A 16,272-nucleotide genomic window follows, 5' to 3' on the forward strand; every position below is an offset into this window, starting at 1 on the left:
TGCTTATGAGACGACTGTGCAGCCCATCCCCGGGGATGAAACTGCCGACAAACCATCGTAAAGGAGGTCAGACGCTTTGAACGAACACGAAAAACCACAGATAGACTTTATGCACAAGCTTGCGCGCCAGATCGTAGAGCGCCGCAACCTTGTGTTCCTGTTCGTCGTTCTGGCGACCATTTTCACGGTATTCGCGGTGAAATGGGTCAAGGTCGAGACGGACATGACCACCTATCTGCCCAAGACCTCAGAGACACGTCTGGGTCTGGACATCATGGAGGATCAGTTCACGACCTACGGCTCTGCCGACGTCATGGTGGCCAACATCACCCCCGACGAGGCTGACGCGCTTTCCGATCAGCTCACCGAGCTGAAGGGCGTCCAGATGCTGGACTACGACGACACCACAGACCACTATAATAAGGACGCGGTATCGGCCCTCTACTCCATCACCTTCGATTACCCCGAGGAGGACGACCAGTGCCTCGAGGCCCTCGACCGGGTGAAGGAGTATCTGGCCGACTACGACATCTACGTTTCCACCTCGCTGGGCAACACCCAGCAGGAGACCATTGATGCCGAGGTGCGGGTCATCATGGTGTACGTCGCCGTCATCATTGTGGTGGTGCTGATCTTCACCTCCCAGACCTACGCCGAGGTGCCCGTCCTCATCCTCACCTTTGTGGTGGGCATGATCCTGAACATGGGCACCAACTTCCTGCTGGGCACCATCTCCTTCGTCTCCAACTCGGTGACGAACATCCTGCAGCTGGCCCTGTCGCTGGACTATGCCATCATCTTCTGCAATCACTTTAAAGAAGAGCACCAGACCATGCCGCTGAAGGAAGCTGTCATCGAGTCGCTGAGCAAGAGCATCCCGGAGATCAGCTCCAGCTCCCTGACCACCATCGGCGGTCTGGTGGCCATGCTGTTCATGCAGTTCAAGATCGGCGCGGATATGGCCACCTGCCTCATCAAGGCCATCCTCTTCTCGATGATCTCGGTGTTCGTAGTCATGCCTGGTCTGCTGATGCTCTTCGGCCCCTACATGGACAAGACCAAGCACAAAAACTTCGTGCCGGACATCCCCTTCGTGGGCCGCTTTGCATGGCGTACCCGCAAGATCGTCCCCGCCATCTTCGTGGTGGTCATCCTCATCGCCTACCACTTCTCGAGCCTCTGCCCCTACGCCTACGGCTACGATGTCATCAAGGTGCCCAAGATGAACGAATCCCTCATCGCGGACCAGATGATCGAGGAGAATTTTACGAAGTCCAACCTCGTGGCCCTCGTCTACCCTAAGAATGACGACTACAGCGTCGAGAAAAAGATGCTGGAGGAGCTGGAAAGCTACGACGAGATCGACCACACGCAGGGCCTGTCCAACATCGAGGCCCAGGACGGCTATATGCTGGAAGACAAGCTCACCGCCCGCCAGTTCTCTGAAATGGCCGACCTCGACTACGAGGCCGCCCAGCTCGTCTACACCGCCTACGCCATCGAGAACGAGGAGTACGGCCAGATCATCGGCAACTTTGCCTCGTACCGGGTGCCCCTTGTGGATATGTTCCTCTACGTCTGCGACGAGGCCGACACCGGCATCGTCTCCCTCTCGCAGGAGGAACTGGACGACCTCCACGAGGCCCGGGAGAAGATGGAGAGCGCACTGGCTCAGCTGCAGGGCGACAAGTACAACCGCGTCCTCATCTACCTCAGCCCCTCGCTGGAGGCCGGCCAGACGACCTATGAGTTCACCGATACCATCCGCTCCATCGCCCGGAAGTATTATCCGGACGGCGAGCTGTACATGGCCGGCAACGCCACCAACGAGTACGATTTCCAGAAGTCCTTCGCCATCGACAACGTCGTCGTCAGCGTCGTGTCCATCTTCATCGTCCTGCTGGTGCTGCTGTTCACCTTCCAGTCGGTGGGTATGCCCCTGCTGCTCATCGTGGTCATTCAGGGCGCCATCTGGCTCAACTTCTCCTTCCCTTATTTCTCCCACACCAACCTCTACTTCATGGGCTACCTGATCGTCAGCTCCATCCAGATGGGTGCGAACATCGACTACGCCATCGTCATCGGTACCCGCTTCAGCGAGCTGAAGGACAAGATGGATCACGAGCAGGCCATGATCGAGACCATCAACTTTGCCTTCCCCACCATCCTGACCTCCGGCACGATCATGGCCGTGTCGGGCACCCTTATCGGCCAGATGACCTCCGACGCCTGCATCGTAGGCATCGGCCAGTGCCTTGGCCGAGGCACCATCATCTCCATCTTCCTCGTCCTCTTCGTCCTGCCCCAGATCCTGCTGGTTGGCTCTAAGATCGTCGATAAGACGAGCTTCGCCGTGCCCAAGCTGGTGGCACGCAGCAGCGGCAATGGCCGGATGCGGGTCAACGGCATCGTGCAGGGTGAGATCCACGGCTCTGTGGCCGGTACGATGAACGCCATCGTGGACGGTGACGTCCAGCTGACCGTTATCTCGGGCAATGTGGCGCAGGAACTGGATGACAACAGACCGCAGGAGGTGCAGAATGAAGAAGAATAAGCTGCTGCGCCGCCTGACGGCTGCGCTTCTGGCCGCTGTGCTGACGCTGAGCATCGCTCTGCCAGTGTTCGCGTCTGACGACAGCGATACCATTTACATCAACAGCGTCTCGGACCTGCTTTCGCTGGCCAAGAGCTGTGCCTACGATCAGTGGTCGGTGGGCAAGACCGTCGTCCTGCAGCAGGACCTCTCCCTTGAGGGGATGTTCTGGGCGCCCATCCCGTCCTTCAGCGGACAGTTCAAGGGCAACGGACATACCATCTCCGACCTGACGGTGTCGGGCGAGTACTCCCCGGCGGGCCTCTTCGGCATCGTGGAGGAAAAAGGCTCCATCGAGTCCCTGAGCGTGCGGGGCGTCGTGTCCGTTTCGGACACCAAGGACACCACCACCGGCGGCATCGTGGGCATCAACCATGGCACCCTCATCAGCTGCCAGTTCACCGGCGTCGTCACCGGCGACAGCGAGGTGGGCGGTATCGTGGGCCGCAACGAGGCCGAGGGCACCATCGACCACTGTACCGCCCGGGCCATCGTCACCGGTAAGTCCGCCACCGGCGGCATCACCGGCTACAACCTCGGCGCGATTACCGGCTGTACCAACGTCGGCAGCATCAACACCGAGTATCAGGAGGCCTCGCTGGATACCGACGGCTTCACGGCAAAAATGGTGGATTACATCAACAGTCGGAAGGCCAGCATCGACTCCTCCGACAACAGTGGAAGCTCCACCACCAATGTCGCCACCGACACCGGCGGCATCGCGGGCCGCTCCTCCGGCATGATCCTCACCAGCGTCAACACCGGCACCATCGGCTACGAGCACATCGGCTACAACGTGGGCGGCATCGTGGGCCGTACCGACGGCCTTGTGTCCGGCTGCGTCAATCAGGGCCGTGTGCTGGGCCGCAAGGACGTGGGCGGCATCGCCGGTCAGGCCGAGCCTTACCGGGAGCTGGACCTGTCCAAGGACACCATCCGCCGCCTCCGCTCCGAGCTGGATGTGCTGCGGGGCCTCGTGGACGACACCACCGGCGTCATCGAGAACTCCACCACCAGCATCTCCAATTCCTTCAACGCCATGACCAGCCAGATGGATACCGCTATTGCCACGGCCCGCCAGCTGGACGATCAGGCCAGCGACTACGGCGATGAGGTGGCCGACGAGATCGACCGCGCCTCCACTTTGCTGGCCGATACCCTCACCAAGCTGGAGCCGGTCATGGACACCGGCGAGGACGCCATGACCAAGCTCGCCGAAGCCACCGGCAGCCTCAAGTGGGCCATCCGCGAGATGGCTGCGGAGATGCTGATGGCCTCCCGCGCCCTTGCCAAGACCAGCGACAGTCTGGATAAGGTGTCAGACGCCGCCGCAGATAACCGCGACGGCCTGCATGGTATCTCCAACGGCATCAAGAAGCTGCTGGAATCCATCAACACCGGCGACGACACCGCCGCCTCGCAGGCCATCTCCGGCATCCTCTCGGCCTACGACTCCCTCTCCCCGGATACAAAGTCCGATCAGAACCTCAAGACCGGCATCGAGCTGCTGAAGGTGGCCAACTCTGTGGCCAGCGTCTTTACGCTGGGCAGCGGCCTCTCTCCGGCCATGAAGGCCGTCACCGCAGGCATGGGCCTGCTGCGGACGGCATCCCTCCTGTCCAACGACAGTGACATCGCCCGTGCGACCTCTCAGATCGCCAGCGCCATCGGAACCATCTCCACCATCACCACCCAGATGGGCGGCATCGTGGGCAGTGCGGCTAAGGCCGTCTCTGCCGCCGACCATCCCGAGCTGGCGTCGGCCCTGACCAAGACCTCTGACGCCCTGACCGGGATGGGCAGCATCACCGACGACATCATGGGCAGCATCAAGGACTGGGTCGGCGGTCTGGACGGCGCAGACGACATCAAGAGCGGCATCGAAAGGCTGAGAGATGCGTCCGATAAGCTCAGCGATGGCATGGACGACCTGAGCGACTCCATCGACCTGCTCAAGACCGACGCCGCCCTCACCAGTGCAACGCTGGTCCATACCTCTGTGGCGCTGGGCCAGCTGCAGGACGGCCTCGGCGGGCTGACTGACATGATGAGCCAGACCCGCGACATCCTCCACTGGCTCAACCAGCAGGACCCCATCAAGGTGCCTCGTCCCTCGGCGGAGCTGACCAACACCAAGGACTCCCTCTTTGATGCGGTCAGCGGCCTGACCGATAAGATGGAGGACATCAACAGCACCATGCGGGCTTCCAGCGAGCAGCTGACCGCCAAGATGCGGGCTGTGACCGCACAGGTCAGCGTCGTGTCCAACCTGATGCTGGACGCCGTGCAGGAGATCAGCGATCCGGGCAGCAAGACCATCTATGAGGATGAGTCCGAAGACCTCATCGCCGCCCAGTCCGACGGAAAGATCGAGAACAGCATCAACCGGGGCATCATCGACGCCGACATGAACGTGGGCGGCATCGCCGGCACCATGGGCGTCGAGAACCTGCTGGACCCCGAGGAGGACAACAAGGACGAGGGCACCTCGCTCCTGCGCACCTCCTACACCGTCAGCGCCGTCCTCATCGGCAACACCAACGAGGGCAGCGTCACCGCCAAGAAGGACATGGTCGGCGGCATCGTGGGTCAGGAGGAGCTGGGCCTTGTGACGGCCTGCGAGTCCTACGGCGACGTCACCGGTGTCAATCAGGTGGGCGGCATCGCTGGTGCGGCCAGCGCAAAGCTCCGCAGCAACTGGGCAAAATGCGCCCTCAGCGGTGAAAAGTACGTCGGCGGCATCGTGGGTCAGGGCAGCGACAGCGACCTCACCGACGGCAGTCTTATCGCCATCAACAACCGCGCCCTCGTCTCGGTGCTGGCAGGCCAGCAGTATGTGGGCGCCATCTCCGGCGGTCAGGACGGCAGCTTCGTGGGCAACCTCTTCGTCTCCGACGACCTGCAGGGCATCGACCGCCTGAGCCGGGCCGGTCAGGCCGAGCCGGTCACTTATGAGACCCTGCTCGCGCAGGAGGGCCTGCCCAAGGCCTTCCGCAAGCTGAACCTCGTCTTCAAGGCTGACGGTCACACCATCAAGAAGATCAGCTTCGACTACGGCGCGTCCTTCACGGAGGCCGACTACCCGGAGATCCCCCAGAAGGAGGGCTACTACGCCGAGTGGAGCACCCCCGTGCTGGATGCCCTCCACACCGACACCGTAGTGAATGTGGAGTACACCTCCTACATCCCGGCGCTGGGCAGCAGCGTGACCCGTGAGAACGGTCGCCCGGTCTTCTATGTGGACGGCTTCTTCGGCGGCTCCAACGCGGTGCAGGTCACCCAGCAGGACATCACAGCCGACGTCCATGGCGTCACCGAGCAGTGGCTGCTGGAGTTCACCGACGACGGCAACGAGACCCATCAGATCCGCTACCTGACCCCGGGCAAGGCCGAGGGCAAGGTCTACGTCAAGCAGGCCGACGGCAGCTGGCAGCGAGTGGAGACGGGCAGCTTCGGCAGCTACACCACCTTCACCGTCACCGGCACCGAAGTGGAAGTGGCCTTTGTGCCCAGCAAACTTCCCGTCTGGGCGTTCTGCGCCGGCGGCGCGGCCCTGCTGGTGCTGCTCCTGCTGCTGGCAAAGCGCATTCGCAGCAAGCGCGGCCCCAAGGGCGGCAAGCCCGAAAAGGAGAAAGCGCCCCGCAAGGAGAAAAAGGGCGGAAAAGCAGCAGCGGACGCCTCCGCGCCCGCCGATGAGCTGGATACGCCCATCTCCGAGACCGATGTCCCGTAAGAGATAAAAGCAAAGCAGGCCTCCGCCCTTCCGGGCGGAGGCCTGCTTTTTTGCATGATTGGGGAGGTTGTACGAAGGTGGGCTTTGCCGTTGCTCAGGCTCTCCCAAAGGGAGAGGCTTTATGCTTCCGGCATCGCCTTCACTTCATTCAGGAAAGCCTCGATCTTATCCAGCTGATTCTCCGCCACGGCGCGGCCGGTATCGTAGACCCGGCGCAGCTGGGCGGGGTCGCGCTCCATAGCGCCGATCTCCAGCGGGATAGGCGGGCGGATGACAAAGTCCCTGCCAGTGGATTCCTGCATGGCGATGTAGGAGAGCGTCTCGTTGTACCGCTCGTGGCGGTCGGCCACCGCCGCCACGAAGGCAGGGTAGCGCAGATACCGCGCCCGGATGGCAGGAAGGAAGGGATTCTTCTTTTTCACGAAGCCTTTGGGCTGGGTCAGGATGATGATGTTGCGCTTGTAGCCCAGACTCTCGAAGAAGCGGACGGGGATGGAGTCAGCTACGCCGCCATCCAGAAGGGCATAGTGGCCGATCCGGACGGCCTTGGCGGCCAGCGGCATGGACGCCGAGGCCTCCATCCAACGCACGTCCTCGGCATCGCCGGTGCGGCACTTGTGGTAGATGGGCTCGCCGGTGCGAAGGTCGGTGCAGACGACGAAAAAGTCCATCGGCGAGGCGCGGAAAGCCTCCTCGTCGAAGGGGTCGAGTTTTTCCGGCACGATGTGGTAGCAGAAATCCTCGCTATAGAGATTGCCGGTGCGCAGCAGGTTGCCGAAGCTGGCATACCGCTTGTCGTCGCAATACTCGGTGTTGTAGCGGATGGCGCGCCCGATCTGATGAGACTTGAAGTTGCAGCCGAACACTGCACCGGCGGATACCCCGATAGTGCCGTCGGTGGTGAGGCCGTGCTCCATGAGAACATCGAGGACGCCTGCGGTGAACATCCCGCGCATGGCACCGCCCTCTAATACTAGCCCTGTTTTCATATGGTGACTCCTTTTTTCTGGCGCGGCCCCCACAGGCCGCAGCAGCCGTTTCCGGTTGCTACCAGTATACTCGATTTTGCGCAGAAAACAAGAGAAAACGGAAGAAATCTGCCCCCGGATGGACGCGCCCCAGCGCACGGGAAAGGGCAAAGTCGTACTTTTAACGCAAAGCGCTGAAAAAACCGGGGAGAAGAGGCAAAATTTGGGCAGAAAGGGCCTTGCCAACAGGGGCGGCTTCCGGTATACTGATATGAAATATCGACCGTTTTGTGACAGGAGATCAGGGAGGAAGAGACAGAACATGAAAATGCTGGAAGACCGCATCCGCAAAGACGGCATCGTCCGCGAAGGCAACGTGCTGAAGGTGGACAGCTTCATCAACCACCAGATGGACATCCCGCTGTTCCGGGAGATGGCCAAGGAGTGGAAGCGCCTGTTCGCGGGCAAACCCATCAACAAGGTGCTCACCATCGAGGCCAGCGGCATCGGCATTGCGGCTGTGGTGGCCAGCGAGTTCAACGTGCCGGTGGTGTTCGCCAAGAAGTCTATGAGCATCAACCTCGACTACGACAACTACGAGACGAAGATCCAGTCCTTCACCCACAAGAAAATTTACAACGTCATCGTCTCCAAGAAGTTCCTCACCCCGGAGGACCACGTCCTCATCATCGACGACTTCCTTGCCAACGGCTGCGCCCTGATGGGTCTGCTGGAGCTGACCGAGAAGGCCGGTGCCGCCGTGGAGGGCATCGGCATCGCCGTCGAGAAGGGCTTCCAGCAGGGCGGCGAGCTGATCCGCAGCAAGGGCATCCAGCTGGAGAGCCTCGCCATCGTCGATGCCATGGACAGCGCCACCGGCGAGATCACCTTCCGCGACCAGCCGCAGCAGAGCTAAGGAGAATATGCACTCGAGACCGCCTCCGGGCGGTCTTTTCTTTTACGAAAAAATCACGCCCCATCGAAGCTGTCGCCGTCTTCGGGAAGGTCGGCGGAGGTCTCAGCGGTGGAGGGAGCCGGGAGGCTGGCCCGGGGGATGCCCTTATAGACCAGCGTCTGCTCAAGGACCTCGGCGCAGACCGGAGCCGAGAGGCTGCCTCCCGCCGTCGTCCAGCTGTGAGGCTCATCGAGACAGACGAGGCAGAGGAACTGGGGCTCGTCGATGGGGGCCACGGCCACGAAGCTGGCGATGCGGGCTTTCTCGTCGGTGCTGTCCAGCTTCTGGCTGGTGCCGCTCTTGCCGCCCACCCGGTAGCCCGGGATCTGGGCGTTCCGTCCGCCGCCGTAGAGCACAACAGCCTCCATCATCTCCCGCATGGTGCGGGAGGTCTCTTCCTTGAGCACCCGGCGGCGGCAGACCGGGGCGAGATGGTCGATGACCTCGCCCTCCGGGCCGAGGATGTCCGAGACGACATAGGGCTGCATCAGCCGCCCGCCGTTGACCACGGCACAGACCGCCGCCGCCATCTCGAGGTAGGAGACCTTGCTGCTCTGGCCAAAGGCGCAGGAGGCCAGCTCCACAGGCCCCATCCGCTCGGCGGTGTAGTAGAGGCTCTTTTTCGGCTCGGCAGGCAGGTCGATGCCGGTGGGGGCGCGGAGTCCGAAGGCCTCGAAGTAGTCGCAGAAAGCCTCTTTGCCCAGCCGTGCACCGATCTGGATGAAGCTCTGGTTGCAGGAGTTTTCCAGCGCCTGCGTCACGGTCTGCGCCCCGTGGCGCTTGTGGTTGGCACAGTGGAAGCGGGTGCCTGCTACCGAGATGGAGTCGCCGCAGTAGAAGCTGGAATGTTTGCCGATGGCCCCGGTGTCCAGCGCCGCCGCACAGGTGATGAGCTTAAAAACGCTGCCCGGCTCATAGAGGTCGCTGACGGCCTTGTTCCGCCACTGGGTCTGCTGGGCCAGCTGGAGCGCTGCCGCCCGCTCGCTGCCGGTCAGACCCTCCACGGCCTCCCGGGCGGCTTTGTCAGCGATCACCCGGGGCTGATTGGGGTCGTAGGAGGGAGTGGTGGACATGGCCAGCACTGCCCCGGTGTTCACGTCCATGACGATGCCCACGGCCCGGGCCGCCACATGGTGTTCCTTCACTGCATAGCCCAGCGCGTTCTCGAGGTAGTGCTGGATATTCGTGTCGATGGTGAGGCGGAGACCGTCCCCCTCGGTGGGCGGGATCTCTGTCTCATAGCTCTGCTCGAGGGTGTAGCCCCACGCATTCACGGCGGTCAGCACCACGCCGTTCTCGCCGGTGAGCAGGTCGTCATACTTCAGCTCGAGGCCCGAGACACCTGCGTTGTCCACGTTAGTGAAGCCCAGCACCGACGCAAGAAATTCTCCCTGCGGATACCAGCGCTTGGAATCCTGCTGGATGCGGATGCCGGTGATGCCGTTGGCCTCGCAGAAGTCCCGGACGGCGTCGGCGGTCTGACGGTCCACCCGGTAGCGGAGAAGACAGTCGTTGGAGCGGCGGTCGCTGAACTTTTCCAGCAGCTTCTTTTCGTCCAGCGCCAGAAGGTCGGAAAGGCCCTTGGCCGCAAGGGTAAGGCGGTCTTCCGGCATCTCCCGGGGGGAGGCCCGGAGGGTCCAGCAGCTGCTGTTGGCTGCGAGAAGGAGGCCGTCGGCGCTGGTGATGCGGCCCCGGTCGGCGGGGACGACGGTGTCCCGCAGCTGCTGGCCGAGGGCGCGCTGGGCGTACCAGCCGCCGCCCACCACCTGCAAAAACAGCAGCCGCACCGCCAACCCGAGGCAGATGAGGCAAAACACCCCCGCCGCAAGCCCCGCCCGGGCGCGGAAGGCCCGCTCCGGCAGGGTGCGCAGGGTGTCGGAATCGTTTGACATGACAGCACCTCCCTCTCTACAGGATATGCGGCGGTCGGTGTGACTAGCCGCCCGGGCGGCTGCGTACACTAAAGGGAAGGGGGGAGAGGATGAAAAAGCTGTTGCGCCCGATGCCCGGCATGGACCTGCCGTTTTTGATCTTGGTGCTCACGCTGGTGGGCTTCGGGCTGGTGATGCTGGCCAGTGCGTCCAGCGCTGTGGCCCTCTACCGGCGGGGGGATGCGTGGGCCTACCTGCGGCCGCAGCTGCTCTATGCGGCGCTGGGGCTGTGCGGTATGGGGCTGGCCAGCCGGGTGGACTACCACATCTTCCACAAGCTGGCATGGCCGGTGCTGGGGCTGTCGCTGGTGATGCTGACGGCGGTGCTCTTCATGCCCGAGTACAACGGCTGCAAGCGGTGGCTGGTCATCCCGGGGCTGGGCACTTTGCAGCCCAGCGAGATCGCAAAGTTCGCGGTGGTGCTGGTGTTCGCCCACATCATTGCGCTGAACCACGACCGGATGAAGGATTTCAGCGTGGGGGTGCTGCCCTTCGCGCTGGTGCTGGGGGTGGTGGCAGCGCTGATGCTGCTGGAACCCCACCTCTCTGGCACCGTCCTTATCCTCGGCATCGGGGCGGTGCTGATGTTCGTGGGGGGCACGGGGCTGCGGTGGTTCTTGCTGGCAGGGGCAGGCGGCATTGGGGCCGTCGCGGCGGCAGTGGCCATTATGCCCGACCTCGTGCCCTACGCCGCCGACCGGCTGCGGTCGTGGCTCGACCCCTTCGCCGACCCGCTGGGGGACGGCCACCAGACCATCCAGAGCCTCTACGCCATCGGCTCGGGCGGGGCCGCCGGTCTCGGCCTCGGCAGCAGCCGCCAGAAGCATCTTTTTGTTCCCGAGCCGCAGAACGACTTCATCTTCTCCATCGTCTGCGAGGAGCTGGGCTTCGTGGGGGCCTGTGCGGTGGTGGGGCTGTTCGTGCTGCTGCTGTGCCGTGGCATCGTCATCGCTGCCCACGCCCCCGACCGCTTCGGGGCGCTGCTGGTGGTGGGGTTCGTGGTGCAGGTGGCGCTGCAGGCGGTGCTGAACGTGGCCGTCGTCACCAACACCATCCCCAACACCGGCATCTCCCTGCCCTTTTTCTCCTCAGGCGGCACCAGTCTCATGATGCTGCTGGGAGAGATGGGGGTGGTACTGGGGGTATCACGGAGCTGAGCCGACCGCCGCCAGCGGCGGAAACAGGGAGGCGAAGCTCGGGCCGCGGCCAGCAGGATGCGAGCGGCAGCGAAGCAGACGCTGGGAGCCGCAACCCGGACTCCTTTGTAAACTTTCTGCACCCTGCTTGACTTTTAGATGGGATGGGATATAATAAAGATGCAAGAGAATAGAGTCCTGCATAAGTGCTCACCAAAAGAAAAAGACCCCTCTTTCGGAGTTGCCGCTCCAAAAAGAGGGGTCCTTTTTAGTGCTTACGGCCCTTCAGCCATCTGTCAAGCACATTGCAGATACAATACGAGATCACATCTGCTGCGACAGACAGTACAAGAGAGTGCAAGTCCTGCATGTTGTTCACCTCCCTCCCATCTGGTAATGGGCGGACGAGGCCGCAGAACAAGTATAACATATTTTTCGACGAAAAGAAACAGAAAATGGCGCTTTGCGCCAGCTCCCCAAAAGGGAGAGTCTTTTGCCAAAACTGCAAACATATTTCTCCGCTTCCGCATACTGTGGGGTATCTTTTCGAGAACGGGGGGCCGGGGATATGACACAGGAGAGCGGGCGGATCTGGGTGATAGGCGGGAGGCCGCTGAACGGGACGGCGGCGGTGCCTGCGGCGAAAAACAGCGTGCTGCCGCTCCTTGCGGCGGCGCTGCTCTGCCGGGGGACGGTGCGGCTGCGGGCTGTCCCGGCCCTGTCGGACGTGGAGTGCTGCCTTGCGCTGCTGCGGGGAGCAGGGTGTGACGCCCGGCGGCAGGGGGCGGACGTAGTCGTCAGCGGCACGCCGGTGTGCAGCACCCTGCCGGGGGACGCTGCCGCCCGGATGCGGGCCTCCATCCTCTTCTGCGCACCGCTGCTGGCGCGGCTGGGCCGGGCCGAGACCTCCCTGCCCGGGGGCTGCCCCATCGGCCAGCGGCCCATCGACCTGCACCTCGAGGGGCTTGGCCGGATGGGCGCGAAAGAGCTGGACGCCGGGGCGGGACGGCTGGTGCTGGCCGCGCCGGGCGGGCTTCACGGGGCTGACTTCACCCTCCGTTTCCCCAGCGTGGGGGCTACCGAGACCCTGCTGCTGGCCGCTGTCTGTGCCCGGGGCACCACGGTGCTGCGGGGGGCTGCGCGGGAGCCGGAAATATCCGACCTCGCGGACTTCCTCCGCCGCTGCGGCGGACAGATCGAAGGGGCGGGGACATCTACCATCCGCATCGAGGGGCGGCGGGTGCTCTCCGGCTGCGATTTTTCGCCTCTGCCCGACCGCATCTTCGCCTCCACGCTTGCCTGCGCCGCTGCTGCAGCCGGAGGGCGGGTGGAACTGGCCGGATGCCCGCCCGGACTCTACGAGCCGGTACTGGAAATTCTGGAACAAATGGGCTGCACCGTGAAGCGGGGAGCAGACCGGGCCGAAATAGCCCGCTTCGGGCGGCTGTATGGGGTGGGCAGGGTCTTCACAGGGGTGTATCCGGGCCTCGCCACCGACGCTGCGCCCCTGCTGGCTGCCGCCATGCTCTGCGCCGAGGGGGAGGGCAGCATCGAGGACGTCGTCTTCGAGGAGCGCTTCGGCTGCGCAGAGGGCTTTGAGCGGCTGGGCGGGCGGGCAAAACGGGCCGGGAGGGTGCTCTCCGTCGGCCCGCTGCCGGAGAGCGGCCTGCATGGTACGACTCTCTCGGCCCCCGACCTGCGGGGCGGCGCGGCACTGGTCCTTGCCGCCCTTGCGGCAGGAGGAAAGAGCTGGGTGGAGGACACCCGTCATATCGACCGGGGTTACGCGGGCCTGACGGAGACGCTGGCCGCGCTCGGGGCACGAATTGGGAGAGAAATGACCCCTGCTCCGGGCTGTGTGAAAAAAATACCAGCTAAAAACCAGAATAGACTTGCATTCGGGGCAAAAAGATGATACGATACTGTTATATAGTAGCTTCAGTATGCGTATAATCCTGCGCGCGCAGGCGCGGGTCACGATAAAATCCGATGGAGGACAATGATATGGCACTCATGCTCGACGAAGAAATGGACGAAAACGTAACGACGATAAAGGTCATCGGCGTGGGCGGCGGCGGCGGCAACGCCGTCAACCGCATGGTCAGCGACGGCCTGCAGGGCGTCGAGTTCATCGCAATGAACACCGACCAGCAGGCTCTCTCCAAGAACCATGCTGCAACGAAAGTACAGCTCGGCTCCAAGCTCACCAAGGGCCGCGGCGCAGGTGCCGACCCTGAGATCGGCCAGCGCGCCGCCGAGGAGAGCAAGGACGAGATCGCAAACGCCCTGAAGGGCTCTCAGATGGTCTTCATTACCGCCGGTATGGGCGGCGGCACCGGCACCGGCGCAGCCCCCGTGGTGGCCGAGGTGGCACACGATCTGGGCATCCTGACCGTGGGTATCGTCACCAAGCCCTTCTCCTTTGAGGGCAAGCGGAAGATGGGTCTGGCCGAGCAGGGCATCGCCAACCTGCTGATGCACGTGGACAGCCTCATCGTCATCCCCAACGAGCGCCTGAAGATGATCAGTCAGGAGAAGATCACCCTGATGAACGCCTTCCAGGCAGCCGACAATGTGCTGCGTCAGGGCGTCGAGTCCATCTCCGCCCTCATCAACGTGCCGGCTTTCATCAACCTCGACTTCGCCGACGTGCGCTCCATCATGAAGGATGCCGGTTACGCCCACATGGGTGTCGGCAGCGCCAAGGGCGCAGGGAAGGCCGAGAACGCCGCCAAGGCTGCCATCTCCTCCCCGCTGCTGGAGACCAGCATCGCCGGCGCACACGGCGTCATCATCAACATCACCTCCAGCCCCGACATCGGTCTGGAGGACGTGGAGACCGCTGCAGGCCTCATCACCCAGAGCGCTCACCCCGATGCCAACATCATCTGGGGTACTGCCTTCGATGAGAACCTGTCGGACGAGATGCGGGTCACGGTCGTGGCCACCGGCTTCGACAACAAGGCTGCGGACGGCCTGCGCAGCACCCTCGGCACTTCTGCCGCCGGTGCCGCAGCACCCGGCGTCACCGCTTCCGCCCCCAGCGCAGTCTTCAGCGCCGAGGTCAACACCCCCTCTGCCGCTTCCGGCACCGCTGCCGCCAAGCCCGTGGAGGAGGAGAACAGCGACACCAGCTATTATGACGACCTGCTGGCGATCCTGAACAAGCGGAGATAAACACAAGGAGGCCCCGACCGTGGAGCAGCAGGAGACCAAGCTGCCGTTGGAATGGCTGAGCAGCCGCCGGACCCCGGAGCTGCATCGGCTCGAGGCGCTCTGCCGGGAGACTGCCCGGGAGGAGCGCTGCGCCCAGCGCAGACTGCAGGAGGTGGAAGAAGCCATGGCACCCGAACCAGAGCGGTCATGCCCTGCCCCTGCGCCCGAGGCGGCGGAACGGGCCAAGCTTGAGCAGCTGAGCCGTCAGCTCAACGCTGCCAACGCCGAGCTGCGCCGCTATGAGACGCGGATGTTCGCCTACGAGCGCACCATTCTGGCCCTGCGGAAGGAGAATGCCGACCTGAGCGCCCGGTGCGATGTGCTGCACGCCGAGGTGGAGAAGCTGGCTGCGGAGGCTCTCAAGCCCCTGCCGGAGCTGCCCCCTCTGCCCACCATCTCCTTCCCCGGGGACGAAAAGAAGGATGCAGAGCAGCCCCCGGAGGCCGCTGCGCCTGCCCCTGCGCCTCCGGCTGCCCCGGCCCGGCCCAAGACCCGCCTCGAACATCTCGGCGATGAGGTGCTGGCTCAGCTGGCGAGGCTGATGCCGGGAGAAAAATAACGTAAAAAAGAACCGCTCATCGCGTGCTTTTGCGCGATGGGCGGTTTTTAGGTTTGTGGGATGACCTCTCCGTTATTGTCTCTTGGACAGGCCTCGCCTTCGTACAACCTCTCAGTCTGCTTCGCAGACAGCTCCCCTAGTAGGGGAGCCTCTGGCGAAGAGGCGAGGCTTTCCGGGATGCCAAGGCCTCCCCTCGATAGGAGCAACGGCGACAACCGCCGCCAGCGGCGGAAACAGGGAGGAGCTGTTGGGGCCGCGGCCAGCAGGATGCAAGCGACAGCGAAGCAGACGCTGGGTGCCGCAACCCGGGCAGTGGCATCGCGTCAGCGATGACGGAGAGGTTACTCTCCCCTCGTCTCCATCAGATACGTCGCCTCAAGGTCGGAGATATGCAGCTTGACGGCCAGAGGGTACTTCTCGAAAGCCCCCGACATGGCAAAGCTTCCGCCCCGGACGGCGTCGTCGAAGCCGCCCATATGCCAGCGGATGGCCACGGCCTCCTCGACCTTGAGCTTCATGAACCGCTCGATGAGAAAGACACTTTTCTCGCCGTGGCCGTAGGGGAACATATCCTCCACGCTGTAGGAGGGTACCTTCTCCCACTTGCCGGTCTCGTCGTTCTTCACGTTGCGGGTGCCTTTTTTGTAGAAGTTGGCCTTGCACAGGTCGTGGAGCAGGGCGACGATGGCGTAAGTCTCCTCCGTGTCGGTGTCCGGCTCGAAAAAGCTGCTCCGCAGCACCCGGTAGACATTGAGGCTGTGGGCGCACAGCCCCCCGTCATAGGCCCCATGAAAGCGGGTGGAGGCCGGTGCGGTGAAGAAATCCGTCTTGGTGTCCAGCCAGTCCAGCAGCTTTTCACTGCCGGGACGGGTGACGTACCGGTGGAAAATGTCCAGAAACTCCTCGCGCTCCGTCATCTTACAGCTCCATATCCTCGAGGATGCCCTTGAGGATGGCCAGCTCGTCGTGGCTCAGGGAGATGCCCTTGCCCATGCGGGTGCCGTCCGGGGACCAGTCGCGGATGTCATATTTGGGGTCGCCGTCGTTCCAGCTGATGAGGTTCAGCTGACGCTCCCAGCCCCGGGGACGCTCGCCGAGGACGGCGATGCGCTCCACGATCTCATATTTGATCTCTGCCATAATAGATTACCTGCCTTTGCTTTGTTTGCTACCATAATAAA

11 protein-coding genes are annotated in these 16,272 nt (G+C 63.2%); 7 read left to right on the forward strand and 4 right to left on the reverse strand.

Features of this window, described 5'->3' with window-relative positions:
- The first annotated feature begins 76 nt into the window (after nucleotides 1–76).
- Nucleotides 77–2,554, forward strand: coding sequence for an efflux RND transporter permease subunit (locus MTP38_RS04505; protein WP_249234382.1), 2,478 nt, complete (start codon nucleotides 77–79; stop codon nucleotides 2,552–2,554).
- Nucleotides 2,541–6,326, forward strand: a complete 3,786-nt coding sequence (locus MTP38_RS04510; protein WP_249234383.1) for a hypothetical protein — start codon at nucleotides 2,541–2,543, stop codon at nucleotides 6,324–6,326. The genes MTP38_RS04505 and MTP38_RS04510 overlap by 14 nt, the downstream gene beginning before the upstream one ends.
- 119 nt (nucleotides 6,327–6,445) lie before the next feature.
- Here the strand turns inward: MTP38_RS04510 and MTP38_RS04515 are convergent, their stop codons facing one another.
- Entirely contained in the window at nucleotides 6,446–7,315 is an 870-nt protein-coding gene (locus tag MTP38_RS04515) for a patatin-like phospholipase family protein (RefSeq protein WP_249234384.1), read from the reverse strand.
- 301 nt (nucleotides 7,316–7,616) lie between these two features.
- Between MTP38_RS04515 and MTP38_RS04520 the strand changes: the two genes are divergently transcribed.
- Complete coding sequence (locus tag MTP38_RS04520) at nucleotides 7,617–8,210, forward strand: xanthine phosphoribosyltransferase (protein ID WP_227619894.1); 594 nt, start codon at nucleotides 7,617–7,619, stop codon at nucleotides 8,208–8,210.
- A gap of 53 nt (nucleotides 8,211–8,263) precedes the next feature.
- On the opposite strand, the gene MTP38_RS04525 is transcribed toward MTP38_RS04520, so the two are convergent.
- Nucleotides 8,264–10,141, reverse strand: coding sequence for a peptidoglycan D,D-transpeptidase FtsI family protein (locus MTP38_RS04525; RefSeq protein ID WP_249234385.1), 1,878 nt, complete (start codon nucleotides 10,139–10,141; stop codon nucleotides 8,264–8,266).
- 89 nt (nucleotides 10,142–10,230) lie between these two features.
- Here MTP38_RS04525 and MTP38_RS04530 point away from each other — a divergent pair, with 89 nt between their 5' ends.
- The 4 genes from MTP38_RS04530 to MTP38_RS04545 all read left to right on the forward strand — a co-directional run bounded on the left by MTP38_RS04530 (nucleotide 10,231) and on the right by MTP38_RS04545 (nucleotide 15,091).
- On the forward strand, nucleotides 10,231–11,337 hold the full coding sequence (locus MTP38_RS04530; protein WP_249234386.1) for an FtsW/RodA/SpoVE family cell cycle protein: 1,107 nt from the start codon (nucleotides 10,231–10,233) through the stop codon (nucleotides 11,335–11,337).
- 547 nt (nucleotides 11,338–11,884) lie between these two features.
- Nucleotides 11,885–13,231: a UDP-N-acetylglucosamine 1-carboxyvinyltransferase gene (locus MTP38_RS04535; protein ID WP_249234387.1), complete on the forward strand. Its 1,347-nt coding sequence runs from the start codon at nucleotides 11,885–11,887 to the stop codon at nucleotides 13,229–13,231.
- A gap of 89 nt (nucleotides 13,232–13,320) precedes the next feature.
- Nucleotides 13,321–14,493: a cell division protein FtsZ gene (ftsZ, locus tag MTP38_RS04540; RefSeq protein WP_249234388.1), complete on the forward strand. Its 1,173-nt coding sequence runs from the start codon at nucleotides 13,321–13,323 to the stop codon at nucleotides 14,491–14,493.
- A gap of 19 nt (nucleotides 14,494–14,512) precedes the next feature.
- Nucleotides 14,513–15,091 carry a hypothetical protein gene (locus MTP38_RS04545; protein WP_249234389.1) on the forward strand — a complete coding sequence of 193 codons (579 nt, stop codon included), beginning with the start codon at nucleotides 14,513–14,515 and terminating at the stop codon, nucleotides 15,089–15,091.
- 341 nt (nucleotides 15,092–15,432) lie between these two features.
- Here the strand turns inward: MTP38_RS04545 and MTP38_RS04550 are convergent, their stop codons facing one another.
- Nucleotides 15,433–16,008 (reverse strand): HD domain-containing protein, encoded by a 576-nt coding sequence (locus MTP38_RS04550; RefSeq protein WP_249234390.1) that lies wholly within the window; start codon nucleotides 16,006–16,008, stop codon nucleotides 15,433–15,435.
- 1 nt (nucleotide 16,009) lies between these two features.
- On the reverse strand, nucleotides 16,010–16,231 hold the full coding sequence (locus MTP38_RS04555; RefSeq protein ID WP_227619886.1) for a YdbC family protein: 222 nt from the start codon (nucleotides 16,229–16,231) through the stop codon (nucleotides 16,010–16,012).
- Nucleotides 16,232–16,272: the final 41 nt, after the last annotated feature.

This window comes from Faecalibacterium sp. I3-3-89 (assembly GCF_023347275.1).
Taxonomy (GTDB): Bacteria; Bacillota; Clostridia; order Oscillospirales; family Ruminococcaceae; genus Faecalibacterium; species Faecalibacterium butyricigenerans.